Raw genomic sequence first — 13,473 nt, forward strand, 5'->3', positions numbered from 1 at the left:
GTCTATATTTTCCGTTTCAGGTATATATCAGTTCTGGAATATTAGGGGCCAGGAAGCCTCTAGATGTCCAGGAACCGAACGTCCTTGGCGTTCTGCTGAATGAAGTTTCGGCGGGATTCAACGTCCTCGCCCATGAGCGTGGAGAAGGTCTGGTCCGCCGCCAGGGCATCATCCATCGTCACCTGCAGCAGGGTCCGGTGGTCCGGGTCCATGGTGGTGTCCCACAGTTCCGTGTAGTCCATCTCGCCGAGGCCCTTGTAGCGCTGGATGCCGTTGTCCTTGGGAATGCGGCGGCCCGCGGCCTGGCCCGAGAGCAGCTTGGCGTCGCGTTCACGGTCGCTGTAGACGTAATCGTGCGGCGCATTGGACCACTTGATCCGGTACAGCGGCGGCTGCGCGAGGTAGACGTAGCCGTTTTCGATCAGCGGGCGCATGTAGCGGAACAGCAGCGTCATCAGCAGCGTCGTGATGTGCTGGCCGTCGACGTCGGCATCGGCCATGAGCACGATCTTGTGGTATCGCAGCTTGGCGATGTCGAAGTCCTCGCCAATACCGGTGCCGAAGGCCGTGATCATGGACTGGACCTCGGCGTTGCCGAGCGCCTTGTCCAGCCGGGCCCGTTCGACGTTCAGGATCTTGCCGCGCAGCGGCAGGATGGCCTGGGTCTCCGGGTTGCGTCCGCGCTTGGCAGAACCGCCGGCCGAGTCACCCTCCACGATGTAGACCTCGCACCTCTCCGGGTTCTTCGAGGAGCAGTCGGACAGCTTACCGGGCATGCCGAAGGATTCCAGCGGGCTCTTGCGGCGGGCGTTGTCCCGGGCCTTCCGCGCGGCCATACGCGCCTGGGCTGCCGAGATGGCCTTGCGGATCACGTCCCGGGCGGGGCCGGGGTTGCGCTCGAGCCAGTCGCCCAGCCCGTCGGTGACCACGCGCTGGACGAAGCCCTTGACCTCGGAGTTGCCGAGCTTGGTTTTGGTCTGGCCCTCGAACTGCGGCTCGGCGAGCTTCACGGAAATGACTGCCGTCAGGCCCTCGCGGATGTCGTCCCCGGTGAGGTTGTCTTCCTTTTCCTTGATGATGTTCTTCTCCCGCGCATAGCGGTTGATGAGCGAGGTCATCGCGGCGCGGAAGCCCTCTTCGTGGGTGCCACCCTCGTGCGTGTTGATCGTGTTGGCGTAGGTGTGGACGCTCTCGGAGTACGCGTTGGTCCACTGCATCGCCATTTCCAGGGCGATGTGCCGTTCCGTGTCCTCGGTCTCGAAGGCGATGACGTCCTCGTGGACCACATCAACCTTCTTGCCGGAGTTCAGGTGCTTGACGTAGTCCAGCAGGCCGTCGTCGTACTGGTAGACCACGGTGTGGAATTCCGCCGGAACTTCGCCTTCGGTGGGGACGGTGTCCAGGTCCAGGTCGTCGTCCTCGGACGGTTCCTCCGGAGCGCGGCGCTCGTCGGTCAGCGTGATGCGCAGTCCCTTGTTGAGGAAGGCCATCTGCTGGAAGCGGGCACGCAGTGTTTCGAAGTCGAAGTAGGTGCTCTCGAAGATGGTGGCATCGGGGTAGAACGTCTGCGTGGTGCCGGTCTCGGCGGCCTCCTCGCCCTGGACCAGGCCGCCCTGCGGCTTGCCGCCGTCGGCGAAGGACATCCGCCAGACGTGTCCCTGGCGGCGGACCTCGGTGTCGACGCGGCTGGAGAGCGCGTTAACCACCGAAATGCCGACGCCGTGGAGGCCGCCGGAAACGGCGTAACCGCCGCCGCCGAACTTGCCGCCGGCGTGCAGGATCGTCATGACGACTTCCACGGTGGGCTTGTGCTCGGTGGGGTGCATGTCCACGGGGATGCCGCGGCCGTTGTCGACCACCCTGACCCCGCCGTCGGCCTGCAGCACGATTTCGATGTGCGTGCAGTAGCCGGCCAGAGCCTCGTCCACCGAGTTATCCACCACCTCGTAGACCAGGTGGTGCAAACCGCGGGGTCCGGTGGAGCCGATGTACATGCCGGGACGTTTCCGGACAGCTTCCAGGCCTTCAAGTACGGTGATGTCGCTGGCGCCGTATTCGCGCGATGTCGCGGTTCCCGACGACGACGCCGCTGCCGCCGCCACTTGCACTACCGCTTCCGCTACGTCTTCCACTGCCGGGATCTCTGCATTGTCGTTAGCCACAGGCGCTTTCGACTCCTCTATGTTCGTTGAAGGCCGGCCGTTGCCTCTTCCGTGGAAAAGGCTCCTGCCAACAGGCACGTCACTGACGACGCCGGGTGTTCCGCTGACTTGGGATCCCGTCCGCCGCACGCTGAAATTGCGTCGGAAACGGACTCAGTCAACGCTTCACCGGCGCCCAGTTATCTCCACCGATTCTATCGTGTTATAGGAGCCAAACCCGCATTCCAGGGCGCCAAACGGTCGGGAAAGTGCCGCTGAGAGGCCGCTGGCTCCCCCTGCAAGGCTTTCGGGGTCCGGCCCTAGGGTGCCTATACGACTCCGGGTCGTTCGAGCGCCCTACACGCCGCTTGCGGATTTTTCAAGGGTTTTTGCAAGAAGTGCTTCACATCCGGAGGCGCGTGGGGTCCCGGGGCTATCCATATGTGTCGCGGGGTCCGCGGCCATTGACCGTCCGGAGGCCCTTGCGCCAGCTCGGGGCGGCGGGTCCAAGCACCTGGATGCTGGTGACGACGCCGTCGCCAAGCTCGGTGCGGAATTTTTCCAGCAGGCTGTTGCTCAGCAGCCGCAGCTGGGTCGCCCACGCCGTGGAATCGGTGCGCACATGCAAGGTGGTGTCGGTAAAACTCTCGGGGGTGCAGTGCGCCGAAATCTCCGGGCCCACCAGCACGGCCCACTGTGCCATGACAGAGCCGACGGCCACCGGCGAGCTCCAGCCGCGTTCGGCAACGAGGCGTCCCACAACCTTTCCCAGGCCCAGCGGATCCCGGCCGGTGCCATGGAACTGGGAGAACCCGCGGGTTCCCCGCGCGGCGCGGGCAGGTTTCTGGGCCCCGGCACCGGAGCGCGGGAGCGCCCGGCGGATTTCGCCCCGGGCCGCGGCGGCGTCGCGCATCCTGTTCAGTGCCGCCTGCGCGGCATCGATGTCGTCGGGATCCCGGCCCGGTTGCAGGCCGCCGTCGGTATCCTTATTCATCGATTTTCCTGCTCATCGATTCCTCCCGGGATGACCTTCACCCGCCGTCCGGTCAGTTCCGCCGGGATATCGTCCTCGACGGCGGCAGTGACCAGCACCTGTTCGGCGCCGGATACTATTGCCGCCAGTTTACGCCGCCGCTGGACGTCGAGTTCGGCAAAAACGTCGTCAAGGATCAGGATCGGGGGCGACCCGCCGGTGCGGGCATCGTCGAGCATGACGTAGTAGGAGGCCAGGCGCAGGGACAGGCACATGGACCAGGTTTCGCCGTGTGAGGCGTAGCCCTTGGCCGGAGCCGATCCAAGCACGAGCTCAAGCTCATCCCGGTGCGGTCCGACCAGCGAGATGCCCCGTTCCAGTTCCTTGCGGCGGGATGCGGCAAAGGCCTGGATGTAGCGGTCGGTGAGCTGCTCGACGGAGAGCAGGCGCAGATCCTCCGCCAGGAGGGAGGTGGCATCGGCGCCGGCCGCATCCGTTTCGGTTTCCGCGGCGGTGGCGCCGCCCGCAGGTCTGGTCCCAGAACTGGCCCCAGCGCCGTCGTCATCCAGGCTGTCCTGCAGCGTGGAACGGTAAACCGCGGCGGCCTCCTTGGAGCCGTCGGTCAGTTGCGCATAGGCGTTTTTCAGGTGCGGTTGCAGGCGGTCCACCAGCTCGAGGCGCGCATGCAGCAGTTCGGCCCCGGCCCGGGCCATGTGCTGGTCCCAGACATCCAGCGTTGCCTCATGCCCGGAGCTGAACTTTCCGGCCCGGGCTGACTTGAGCAGTGCGTTGCGCTGCTTCAGGACCCGGTCGTAGTCACTCCTGGTCGCGGCGTGGCGCGGCATGAGGCTGACCAGAAGCTCGTCCAGGAACCGGCGGCGGCTGGAGGGATCGCCCTTGACCAGCGCCAGGTCTTCCGGAGCGAAGAGCACGGTCTGGCAGATGCCAAGCAGGTCCCTGGCCCGGACCGGATTGCTCCGGTTGATCCGTCCGCGGTTGGCCCGCGCGGCGTTGATTTCCAGTTCCAGTACGGTCGACTGCTCACCGCGGACCAGCTTGGCCCGGATCATCGCCCGTTCGGCACCAAAGCGCAGCAGCGGTGCGTCCGTGCTGACCCGGTGCGAGTTGAGCGTGGCCAGATACCCGATCGCTTCCATCAGGTTGGTCTTGCCGATGCCGTTGGAGCCCACCAGGACGGTGACCCCCGGCTCAAGGCTTAGATCGACCTGGGCGTAGCTGCGGAAATCTGTGAGTGAGAGTTTTTCTAGGTACACGCGGGATTCAGGACTTCACAGGCTGGGTTGCTTGGCTGGGCAGGATTACTTGGCCGGCCGGGTCGCGTGGCCGCCGAACTGGTGGCGCAGGGCGGACACCATCTTCATGGCCGGCGAGTTGTCCTCGCGGGAGGAGAACCTGGCGAACAGCGCAGCCGTGATCGCCGGTGCCGGCACAGCGTTGGCAATTGCCTCCTCGACGGTCCAGCGGCCCTCGCCCGAATCCTCGACGTAGTCGGAGATCGATTCCAGTCCGGGGTCCTCGTCAAGGGCCTTGACCATGAGGTCCAGGAGCCAGGAGCGCACAACCGTCCCTTTTTGCCAGGCCCGGAAAGTCCCGGGGAGATCGGCGACGATCTCCTTGGCGGCCAGGAGTTCGTACCCCTCGGCGTAGGCCTGCATCAGGCCGTATTCGATCCCGTTGTGGACCATCTTGGCGTAGTGGCCGGCACCAACACCGCCGACGTGCACAAAGCTGTCGGCCCGCTCGCCTGCGGGACGGAGCGCGTCAAAGACGGGAAGGGCCCGTTCGATATCGGCGGCATCGCCGCCCGCCATGAGGCCGTAGCCGTTCTGGAGGCCCCAGACCCCGCCGGACACGCCGCAGTCCGCAAAGCGGATTCCCTTTTCGGCCAGCGTTGCACCGTGCTTCTGGTCTTCCGTGAACCGGGAGTTGCCGCCGTCGATCACGAGGTCACCGGCGTCGAGCTTGGTGCCCAGTTCGGTGATCACGGCGTCGGTGATCTCGCCCGAGGGGACCATGACCCAGATGAGGCGCGGCGCCGGGACGGCGGCGATGAGTTCGTCCAAGGTGGCGACGTCGGCAACGTCGGGGTTGCGGTCAAAACCGGTGACCTCGATCCCGCCGTTGCGCAGACGTTCGCGCATGTTGAAGCCCATTTTTCCAAGGCCGATTAGTCCGATGTGCACGGGATGAACTCTTTTCTGCGCTGGGGTGCTTCGTTGGGGACCGTCACCCAGGTCACTGGCAGTTGTGGCCGTTTTGTGGGGTCAAAACGGCGCACATCTGTCAGCTAGTTGGGCAGCCTCACGGGCATGACGAGGTAGCGGTAGTCACCCTGGTCCTCGCCCTCGGCGTCCTGCTGGGCTGTGATCATGGCCGGCTTGGGTGCGGTGGTGAAGGAGAACCGCACGAACTTGGTTTCGATGACGCTCAGGCCCTCGATCAGGTAGTGCGGGTTGAAGGCCACGGTGATGTCCTCGCCGGACAACTGGGCTTCGAGCTCTTCGGAGGCCTGGGCGTCCTCGCCGGTGCCGGCGTCCAGGTGCAGCTGGCCCTGGGTGAAGGCGAGCCGGACCGGGGTGTTGCGTTCGGCCACGAGCGAGACGCGGCGCACGGCTTCGACCAGTTCCTGGGTCTGCACGGTGGCGTGGATGGGTGTGGAGTCCGGGAACAACGAGCGGATTTTGGGGTAGTCGCCGTCCACCAGCAGCGAAGTGGTGGTCCTGCCGCCGCTTTCGAAACCGATCAGCCGGCTGTCGTCGTCGGCGAGGGCGATGTTGATGTCGCCGCTGCTGCCCAGCGTTTTTGCCACTTCGTTGAGGGTCTTGGCCTTGACCAGGGCGCTCGTGGAGATGCCGGGAGTCGCAGGCTTCCACGGAACTTCCCGCATGGCCAGGCGGTAACGGTCGGTGGCAAGGAGGGTGATGAGATCGTCCTCGATTTCCATCCGAACGCCGGTCAGGATCGGCAGGGTGTCGTCCTTGCTGGCCGCGATGATCACCTGGGACACCGCCTGGGCGAACGAATCGCCGGGAACGGTGCCGCTGATCGTGGGGAGGGCCGGCAGCGGCGGGTATTCGGCCTCGGGCATCGTGGCCAGGTGGAAGCTGCTTCGGCGACATGTGAGAGTCACCTTGTTGCCGTCGGTTTCGACCTCGACGGGGGCGGACGGCAGGCTGCGGCAGATGTCCGCGAGCAGGCGGCCCGATACCAGGATGGTGCCTTCGGTGCTGATGTCAGCAGGGATTTCGAGCCTCGCGGAGGTCTCGTAATCGAAGCTCGAGAGGCTGACGGTACCGGCTTCAGCCTTCAGGAGCAGGCCTGAAAGTACGGGAACGGGCGGCCGCGGAGACAACGACCGGGCGGTCCATGTCACGGCTTCTGCCAGGACGTCCCGTTCGACTCTGAACTTCACGGAAGGGTGCCGCCTTTCATTGCTGCTGTTGGTGCTGAATTCGCTACGACTGCTCAGGCTGCCGCGGACCTCGGCAGGGATGCCGAACTCCGTCAACAAGGGAATCGTCCGCCCTCCCCGGGCCTCATGGCCCGGTAGGGAACCACAAAAGATGTCCGGGACGGACGCACTGCTGACAGCTTAGCCCCAAGGTGAGCGTTTCTCCCATCCCCGGGTTACAAGAGTGTTGTTCGCGGGGCCGGTCTCCTGTGCCGGTCCGGAACGGGCCTGGGCACTGCTCGGGGGGCGGAAGGAGATTGTTGTTTGAGGGAAATTCATTTTCTTGGGATTAGCAGTGTTAATAACTGCTGTGGAAACTGTGGATAACTCGATCCTGCCGTGCGAATCCGCGGTTAAGCCCTGTTCATGGACTGTGGGCGGAGCAGGTTTTAAACAGGGTGTGGATGGGGACAAGTTTTTTGGCCGATTCGCCGATCCACAGGAGCCTTAAGGGTTTTAAGCCCATTAACCGCGGTTGTCCCCTTAAGTATCCACAGGGTTGTCCACAGGGCCCTGTTAATAAGGTAAGAGTGCGCCGGCCGAGGGCTCAGGAATTACGCTGCTGCTGCTTGATCCGGTTGGTCAGCTCGGTCACCTGGTTGTAGATGACCCGGCGCTCAGCCATGAGTTCGCGGATTTTGCGGTCGGCGTGGATCACGGTGGTGTGGTCGCGGCCGCCCAACTCCTGCCCGATCTTGGGCAGGGACATGTCCGTGAGCTCCCGGCACAGGTACATGGCAATCTGCCGTGCGGTCACCAGCGTGCGGGTGCGCGACTTGCTGCAGAGTTCCTCCATGCTGAGCTTGAAGTAGTCGGCCGTCTGCGTGAGGATCTGGGCCGAGGTGATTTCCTGGGCACCGTCGTCGGTGATGAGGTCCTTGAGCACCATTTCGGCCAGGGCCACATCCACCGGCTGCCGGTTCAGGCTGGCGAAGGCCGTGACGCGGATGAGGGCACCCTCAAGCTCGCGGATGTTGCTGGAAATCTTCGAGGCGATGTATTCGAGGGCATCATCCGGGGCGGAGAGGCCTTCGCTGAGCGCCTTCTTCCGGAGGATCGCGATGCGGGTCTCCAGTTCGGGCGGCTGGATGTCGGTCAGCAGGCCCCACTCGAAGCGCGACTTCATGCGGTCCTCGAAGCCGGCGAGCAGCTTCGGCGGCTGGTCCGAGGTGATGACCACCTGCTTGTTGTTGTTGTGCAGGGCGTTGAACGTGTGGAAGAACTCCTCCAGCGTCCTGTCCTTGCCGGCCAGGAACTGGATGTCGTCGATCAGCAGCACGTCCACGTTGCGGTACGTGGTCTTGAAGCTGGTGCCTTCGTCGTCGCGGATGGAGTTGATGAAGTCGTTGGTGAATTCCTCGGAATTGACGTAGCGGACCCGGATCCCGCTGTAGAGCCGGCGCGCATAGTGGCCGATCGCGTGAAGCAGGTGGGTTTTGCCGAGGCCGGAGTCGCCGTAGATGAACAGCGGGTTGTAGGCCTTCGCCGGCGCCTCCGCCACAGCCACGGCGGCTGCGTGGGCGAACCGGTTGGAGGAACCGATCACGAACGTGTCGAAGACGTACTTCGGGTTGAGGCGGCCGAATTCGTGCGAGGTGCTCGGCAGCATCGGCTGCGGCTTTAACTCCACGGTCGGGTCAGCGGCCAGGGAAAGTTCGACGGCGGGTTCGGGCTCTGTGTGCAGGGGCACCAGGTCAGTGTCGACGTCGATCGCGCAGCGGATTTCGTCGGAAAACACGCTGCGGAGGGCGTCGTCGAGGGCTTCCTTGACCTGGGTCTGCAGCACTTCGCGGGTGAGCTCGTTGGGGACGGCCACCAGAAGGGTGGAACCGATCAGGCCCTGGGCCTGGGCCAGGATGACGAAGCCGCGCTGCCGGGGAGAGACACGGTGGTCGTTCTCCAGGAGGCTCACAACCCGCCGCCAGGAACTTCCGACAGTGTTGGCTTGGTTGGCTTCGTCTACTGTCATCAATCAGTTCCTCAAACTTGCTGGCCTGCATTACGTGCATCCACGCGGTCCGGAGCTGTCCACCGGCCGGCTCAATCCACAGGGTTATGCACAGTCCGTGGACAAGGGGTTACTGAGACACTGTAGGGGATCAAAACGCTAGAAGATAGCTGGGTTCAGTCCTGTGGATAATTACACCGTTGTGGTTCTCAAAAGGGGCCTGTGACCGGGCTCATCCACAGGCTGACGGACGGGTTAGCCACAGCTGGGGAAAGGTTGAGAAGCAACCCCCGGTTTGACTCGGGAGGTCGGCAAGCCCTAACGTTGTGAAGTCCCATGTGTACGCTTTTCGCCTCATCTGAATCTTTCCCGACGCCCCGCGTCGTGCGAGTTACGAGGGAAGCGGCACATCCAAAACTTAGCGTCGGCCAGTTCTTCCCCTTGATCGGGTGGGCGCACCTTTGATCCACTGGAGTAACTAACGTGAGCAAGCGGACTTTTCAGCCGAATAACCGCCGTCGAGCCAAGAAGCACGGCTTCCGCCTTCGTATGCGTACCCGTGCCGGCCGTGCCATCCTGGCAGCCCGTCGTGGCAAGGGCCGCACCGAACTGTCGGCCTAAATAACTGACTCGTCGGTCTACATCCCTGTGCGAGTTGAACGGTGCTAGCCACCAGGAACCGTCTGCGGACATCAACCGATTTTTCAACAACTGTACGTTCCGGTGTCCGCAATGGACGCCGGAACGTAGTGTTATATACGGCAGCTCTCGCTGCCGATGAACCAAGCCGGATCGGATTCATCGTTTCCAAGAGTGTCGGGAACGCTGTTGTCAGGAACCTCGTTAAGAGGAGACTGAGAGAAGCCGGTGCATTGTCGTTGCAGAAATACGGCAGCGGGTTCGCCATCGTGGTCCGGGCACTGCCCGCTGCGGCGGGGGCCAGCTGGGACCAGCTGCTCGCCGACTATGACGCCGCTTTGGAGACGACCATGAAACGGCTGGGCGATCGCCTTCCAGAGGCTGCTTCACCAGGTTCTTACAAGACGACACAGGAAGGGACCCCGCGTGCGTAACTCAACTGCCGCCGTCGTCCCTCCTGCAAAATCCGCAGCAGCATGGTTGGGCCGGGCAGTCTGGAACTTGCCCCGCAATGTCCTCATTCTGTTGCTTCAGGCGTACCGCAAGGTGATCTCACCGCTGTACGGCCAGGTTTGCCGCTTCTTTCCCAGCTGCTCGGCCTATGCCCTTGAGGCGATTACGGTCCACGGCGCGGTGAAAGGAAGCTGGCTGGCGGCGAGGCGCCTGTCGCGCTGCCATCCCTGGAACGCCGGTGGCGTGGACCATGTCCCCGCCGGCAAATGCGAGTGGCCCGCAGACCGCACCCCCACAATTGTTGTGCTGAACAATCCGGACAAGTACCTGGCTGCTCAGACTGATGGAGAAGGCCGCTCTGCGGCCTAACGAATAGGGATATCGTATGGACTTCTTTGAAACAATCATGTTTCCGTTCAAGTGGCTGGTCTCAGCCATCATGGTGGTCTTCCACGATGGCCTGAGCGCCATCGGCATGCCCGCTGCCAGTGGCTGGACGTGGACCCTGTCCATCATCGGGCTGGTGCTGGTGATCCGTGCCGCCCTGATTCCCGTGTTCGTCAAGCAGATCAAGGCCCAGCGAGGCATGCAGCTGCTGCAGCCGGATCTGAAGAAGCTGCAGGACAAGTACAAGGGCAAGACCGACCAGCTGTCCCGCCAGGCCATGGCGCAGGAACAGATGGCCCTGTACAAGAAGCACGGCACCAACCCGTTCTCTGCCTGCTTGCCCATGCTGATCCAGATGCCCTTCTTCTTTGCCCTCTTCCAGGTCCTCTCCGGCATTACGGCCGCGGCCACCAGCGGGAAGAGCATCGGGGCGATGAGCCACGAACAGGTCGTGCAGTTCGATCAGTCGACCATTTTCGGTGCCCCGCTCTCCGCGACGCTGCTCCACGGCACCCCCGAGGGCGGCAACGTCGTTGCGGTGTGGGTCCTCTCCATCGTGATGATCCTGGCCATGACGGCCTCGCAGTTCATCACGCAGAAGCAGATCATGGCCAAGAACATGTCCGAAGAGGCCCTGGCGAGCCCGTTCATGCGCCAGCAGAAAATGATGCTCTACATCCTGCCGGTCGTCTTCGGTGTGGGTGGCATCAACTTCCCCATCGGCGTCCTGATCTACTGGACCACCACGAACCTTTGGACCATGGGGCAGCAGTTCTTCGTGATCCGCCGGATGCCTACGCCGGGTTCCCCCGCCGCCAAGGCTCTCGCCGAGCGCCGGGCAGCCAAGGGCCTGCCCGCACTGCCCCTCCTGGGCGGCAAGAAGGTCGACGCCGAGGCAGCCGAGGCCTCCGCCGCGGCCGCCGTGGAAGCCAAGACCCAGCGCGTCCAGCCGCAACGTAAGAACAGGAAGAGGAAGTAATGTCTGCCGAGAGCACCGAACACGCTATTTCCGCCGAGTTTGACGAGGACCGGGACGACGCCCAGGATGCGGCCCAGGACTCGTCGCAGGACGACGCCCAGGGAGCACAGGCCGGCACCGGCAAGAGTGTTTCCGCAAGCCGCCTCGAAGAAGAAGGCGACGTCGCTGCGGACTACCTTGAGGAGCTGCTGGACATCGCGGACATCGATGGCGACATCGACATCGAGGTCCGCAACGGTCGCACGTATATCTCGATCGTCGCCGAAGAAGAATCGGCCGGGCTGGAAAGCCTTGTGGGCCGTGACGGCGAAGTCCTTGAGGCGCTCCAGGAACTGACGCGGCTCGCCGTGCTCTCCGCGACGGAGAACCGGTCCCGCCTGGTCCTGGATATCAACGGGTACCGTGCGGAGCGTGCCGGCGACCTGCAGAAGATCGCTGAAGACGCCGTCGCCGCGGTCAAGGATTCCGGCGAGGCCGTTGCCCTGGCTCCGATGAGCGCCTACGAGCGCAAGATCGTGCACGACGCCGTCGCCGATTTGGGGCTCGTCAGCGAGTCCGAAGGCGAAGGCGCCGACCGGCACATCGTTGTCTCCGCAGACTGAACCGTTGACTAGCTTGATGGTTGAAATTACCGCCCATGAACTCAAGGCAGCAGAGTCCATCTTCGGTGACCGCCTGGAACTGGCGACGCGCTACGTCGAGCACCTGGCGACGTCCGGGACCGAACGGGGCCTGATCGGGCCCCGGGAAGTGCCCCGGCTGTGGAGCCGGCACGTGCTCAACTGCGCCGTCATCGAGAGCCAGATTGCCCACGGAAGCCATGTCGCCGACGTCGGCAGCGGCGCCGGCCTACCCGGCCTGTGCCTGGCCATCGCCCGGCCGGACCTGGAGCTGACGCTGATCGAACCGTTGGAGCGCCGCGTCATCTGGCTCCAGGAGGTGGTGGATGACCTTGGCCTCGAGAACGTCACGATCATGCGCACCCGCGCGGAACTCGCAGTGGGACTCGTGAACGCCGACGTCGTTACGGCCCGCGCGGTATCCGCGTTGTCCAATCTCGCCGGACTGACCATTCCGCTCCTGGCCGGCAAGGGCGAAGTCGTTGCCATTAAGGGACGCAGCGCCGGCGAAGAAATCGAAAAGGCGGCCAAGATTATTCGCAAGCTGGGCGGCACTAAGACGTCCGTGGTGGTGGTGGGCGAGGACCTGCTCGAGGAACCCACCACTGTTGTGCGAATCGTAGTGAACAAGCCTCAAAAGATTACCTAGCACCGGCCCCGGTGCCCGGGGAGTCTGAGGGGAAGAGGTTAGGCTAGTAACCGGCAGTAAAAGCCGAATGAGAGTGAGCGTGTCATAGTGAGCAGTAGCGAAGCTTCCACACAGCGGATCCCGCCGTTTGTGTCCCTGGGGTCCGCACGGGCGTTTACGGCTCCTGCAGTAGCTTTTGACTACTCCGGAAATCACACGGCTTCGGTTGCCAAGGCTGTCGGGATGGCCGGTGTTTCACGTGAAACCTCTCTTCCGCACACCGGGAACGTGCTGGACTCCATCGACGATTCCAGCCCCATCGCCCGGGAACTCGCGCATGAGAACAAGCGCCGCGAACGGCTGCTCGGCCGGCAACTGCCCAAACCGGAAAAAACCCGGGTCTTCACCGTTTCCAACCAGAAGGGCGGCGTCGGCAAAACGACGACGACCGTCAATATCGCCGCCGCGCTGGCGGCGGCAGGCCTGAAAGTGCTCGTGATCGACATCGATCCGCAGGGCAACGCCTCCACAGCCCTGGGAATCGAGCACCACGCCGACGTCGACAGCATCTACGATGTCCTGATTAACGATGTCCCGCTGAAGGACGTTGTGGCCCCGTGCCCCGACATCGATAACCTGATCTGTGCGCCCGCCACCATCCACCTTGCCGGCGCCGAGATTGAACTCGTCAGCCTGGTGGCCCGCGAGCAGCGGCTGCGCCGCGCCATCGATGTGTACTCCAAGGAGCGCGCCAAGAATGGCGAGGATCGGCTGGACTACATCTTCATTGACTGCCCGCCCAGCCTCGGACTGCTGACAGTCAATGCCTTCTGTGCGGCCAGCGAAGTCCTCATCCCGATCCAGTGCGAGTACTACGCCCTTGAAGGCCTCAGCCAGCTCCTGAAGAACATCGAGATGATTCAGAAGCACCTGAACGCCGATCTGGTTGTCTCCACAATTCTGCTGACCATGTATGACGGCCGCACCAATCTCGCTGCCCAAGTGGCAGCCGAGGTCCGGGAGCACTTCCCGAAGCAGGTGCTCGGTGCCGTGGTGCCGAGGTCGGTGCGTATTTCCGAAGCACCGAGCTACCAGCAAACTGTCATGACGTATGATCCCTCTTCCAGCGGCGCCCTGTCCTACCTGGAAGCCGCAGCGGAAATCGCGGAACGTTAGAATCTTTTCAAGAATTGCACTAGCCAGAGCCAGGTGAATCCCGGCTCTTCCACTGGA

The 13,473-nt window shown here is 63.5% G+C and carries 13 protein-coding genes; 7 read left to right on the plus strand and 6 right to left on the minus strand.

Features of this window, described 5'->3' with window-relative positions:
• Positions 1-59: 59 nt before the first annotated feature.
• The 6 genes from gyrB to dnaA form a co-directional block, all read right to left on the minus strand.
• Positions 60-2,108, minus strand: coding sequence for a DNA topoisomerase (ATP-hydrolyzing) subunit B (gene gyrB, locus LQV16_RS08825; RefSeq protein ID WP_290369354.1), 2,049 nt, complete (start codon positions 2,106-2,108; stop codon positions 60-62).
• A 466-nt stretch (positions 2,109-2,574) separates the two neighbouring features.
• Complete coding sequence (locus tag LQV16_RS08830) at positions 2,575-3,135, minus strand: DciA family protein (RefSeq protein WP_229993515.1); 561 nt, start codon at positions 3,133-3,135, stop codon at positions 2,575-2,577.
• Positions 3,132-4,388 carry a DNA replication/repair protein RecF gene (gene recF, locus LQV16_RS08835; protein ID WP_229993516.1) on the minus strand — a complete coding sequence of 419 codons (1,257 nt, stop codon included), beginning with the start codon at positions 4,386-4,388 and terminating at the stop codon, positions 3,132-3,134. Before recF ends, LQV16_RS08830 begins: the two co-directional genes overlap by 4 nt.
• A 45-nt stretch (positions 4,389-4,433) precedes the next feature.
• Entirely contained in the window at positions 4,434-5,318 is an 885-nt protein-coding gene (gene gnd / locus LQV16_RS08840) for a phosphogluconate dehydrogenase (NAD(+)-dependent, decarboxylating) (RefSeq protein ID WP_229993517.1), read from the minus strand.
• 104 nt (positions 5,319-5,422) lie between these two features.
• Positions 5,423-6,547 (minus strand): DNA polymerase III subunit beta, encoded by a 1,125-nt coding sequence (gene dnaN / locus LQV16_RS08845; protein WP_090582070.1) that lies wholly within the window; start codon positions 6,545-6,547, stop codon positions 5,423-5,425.
• A 586-nt stretch (positions 6,548-7,133) separates the two neighbouring features.
• A complete protein-coding gene (dnaA, locus tag LQV16_RS08850) occupies positions 7,134-8,555 on the minus strand; it encodes a chromosomal replication initiator protein DnaA (RefSeq protein ID WP_018775671.1) in 1,422 nt (473 codons plus the stop codon).
• Between the two features lie 462 nt (positions 8,556-9,017).
• Here dnaA and rpmH point away from each other — a divergent pair, with 462 nt between their 5' ends.
• From rpmH to LQV16_RS08885, 7 genes are all read left to right on the plus strand, one after another.
• Entirely contained in the window at positions 9,018-9,155 is a 138-nt protein-coding gene (rpmH, locus tag LQV16_RS08855; protein WP_003800212.1) for a 50S ribosomal protein L34, read from the plus strand.
• Positions 9,156-9,196: 41 nt separating this feature from the next.
• The gene (gene rnpA / locus LQV16_RS08860; protein ID WP_229993518.1) at positions 9,197-9,607 is read left to right on the plus strand and encodes a ribonuclease P protein component; all 411 of its coding nucleotides are present in this window, start codon (positions 9,197-9,199) and stop codon (positions 9,605-9,607) included.
• Positions 9,600-9,995 carry a membrane protein insertion efficiency factor YidD gene (yidD, locus tag LQV16_RS08865; protein ID WP_229993519.1) on the plus strand — a complete coding sequence of 132 codons (396 nt, stop codon included), beginning with the start codon at positions 9,600-9,602 and terminating at the stop codon, positions 9,993-9,995. The genes rnpA and yidD overlap by 8 nt, the downstream gene beginning before the upstream one ends.
• Positions 9,996-10,011: 16 nt before the next feature.
• Positions 10,012-10,992, plus strand: coding sequence for a membrane protein insertase YidC (yidC, locus tag LQV16_RS08870; protein WP_229993520.1), 981 nt, complete (start codon positions 10,012-10,014; stop codon positions 10,990-10,992).
• On the plus strand, positions 10,992-11,594 hold the full coding sequence (locus LQV16_RS08875; RefSeq protein ID WP_229993521.1) for a R3H domain-containing nucleic acid-binding protein: 603 nt from the start codon (positions 10,992-10,994) through the stop codon (positions 11,592-11,594). Before yidC ends, LQV16_RS08875 begins: the two co-directional genes overlap by 1 nt.
• A gap of 16 nt (positions 11,595-11,610) precedes the next feature.
• Positions 11,611-12,261 (plus strand): 16S rRNA (guanine(527)-N(7))-methyltransferase RsmG, encoded by a 651-nt coding sequence (gene rsmG / locus LQV16_RS08880; protein ID WP_229993522.1) that lies wholly within the window; start codon positions 11,611-11,613, stop codon positions 12,259-12,261.
• Between the two features lie 87 nt (positions 12,262-12,348).
• The gene (locus LQV16_RS08885) at positions 12,349-13,416 is read left to right on the plus strand and encodes a ParA family protein (protein WP_229993523.1); all 1,068 of its coding nucleotides are present in this window, start codon (positions 12,349-12,351) and stop codon (positions 13,414-13,416) included.
• The last annotated feature ends 57 nt before the right edge of the window (positions 13,417-13,473 follow it).

Origin of the sequence: Arthrobacter sp. Bi26, from assembly GCF_918697925.1 — a bacterium.
Classification (GTDB): Bacteria; Actinomycetota; Actinomycetes; order Actinomycetales; family Micrococcaceae; genus Arthrobacter.

What these genes read in the sequence shown, in the direction of transcription:
- LQV16_RS08830 (WP_229993515.1), bottom strand. Translation starts at nt 3,135, where the DNA reads ATGAATAAGGATACCGACGGCGGCCTGCAACCGGGCCGGGATCCCGAC.
- dnaA (WP_018775671.1), bottom strand. Translation starts at nt 8,555, where the DNA reads ATGACAGTAGACGAAGCCAACCAAGCCAACACTGTCGGAAGTTCCTGG.
- yidC (WP_229993520.1), top strand. Translation starts at nt 10,012, where the DNA reads ATGGACTTCTTTGAAACAATCATGTTTCCGTTCAAGTGGCTGGTCTCA.
- LQV16_RS08875 (WP_229993521.1), top strand. Translation starts at nt 10,992, where the DNA reads ATGTCTGCCGAGAGCACCGAACACGCTATTTCCGCCGAGTTTGACGAG.
- rsmG (WP_229993522.1), top strand. Translation starts at nt 11,611, where the DNA reads ATGGTTGAAATTACCGCCCATGAACTCAAGGCAGCAGAGTCCATCTTC.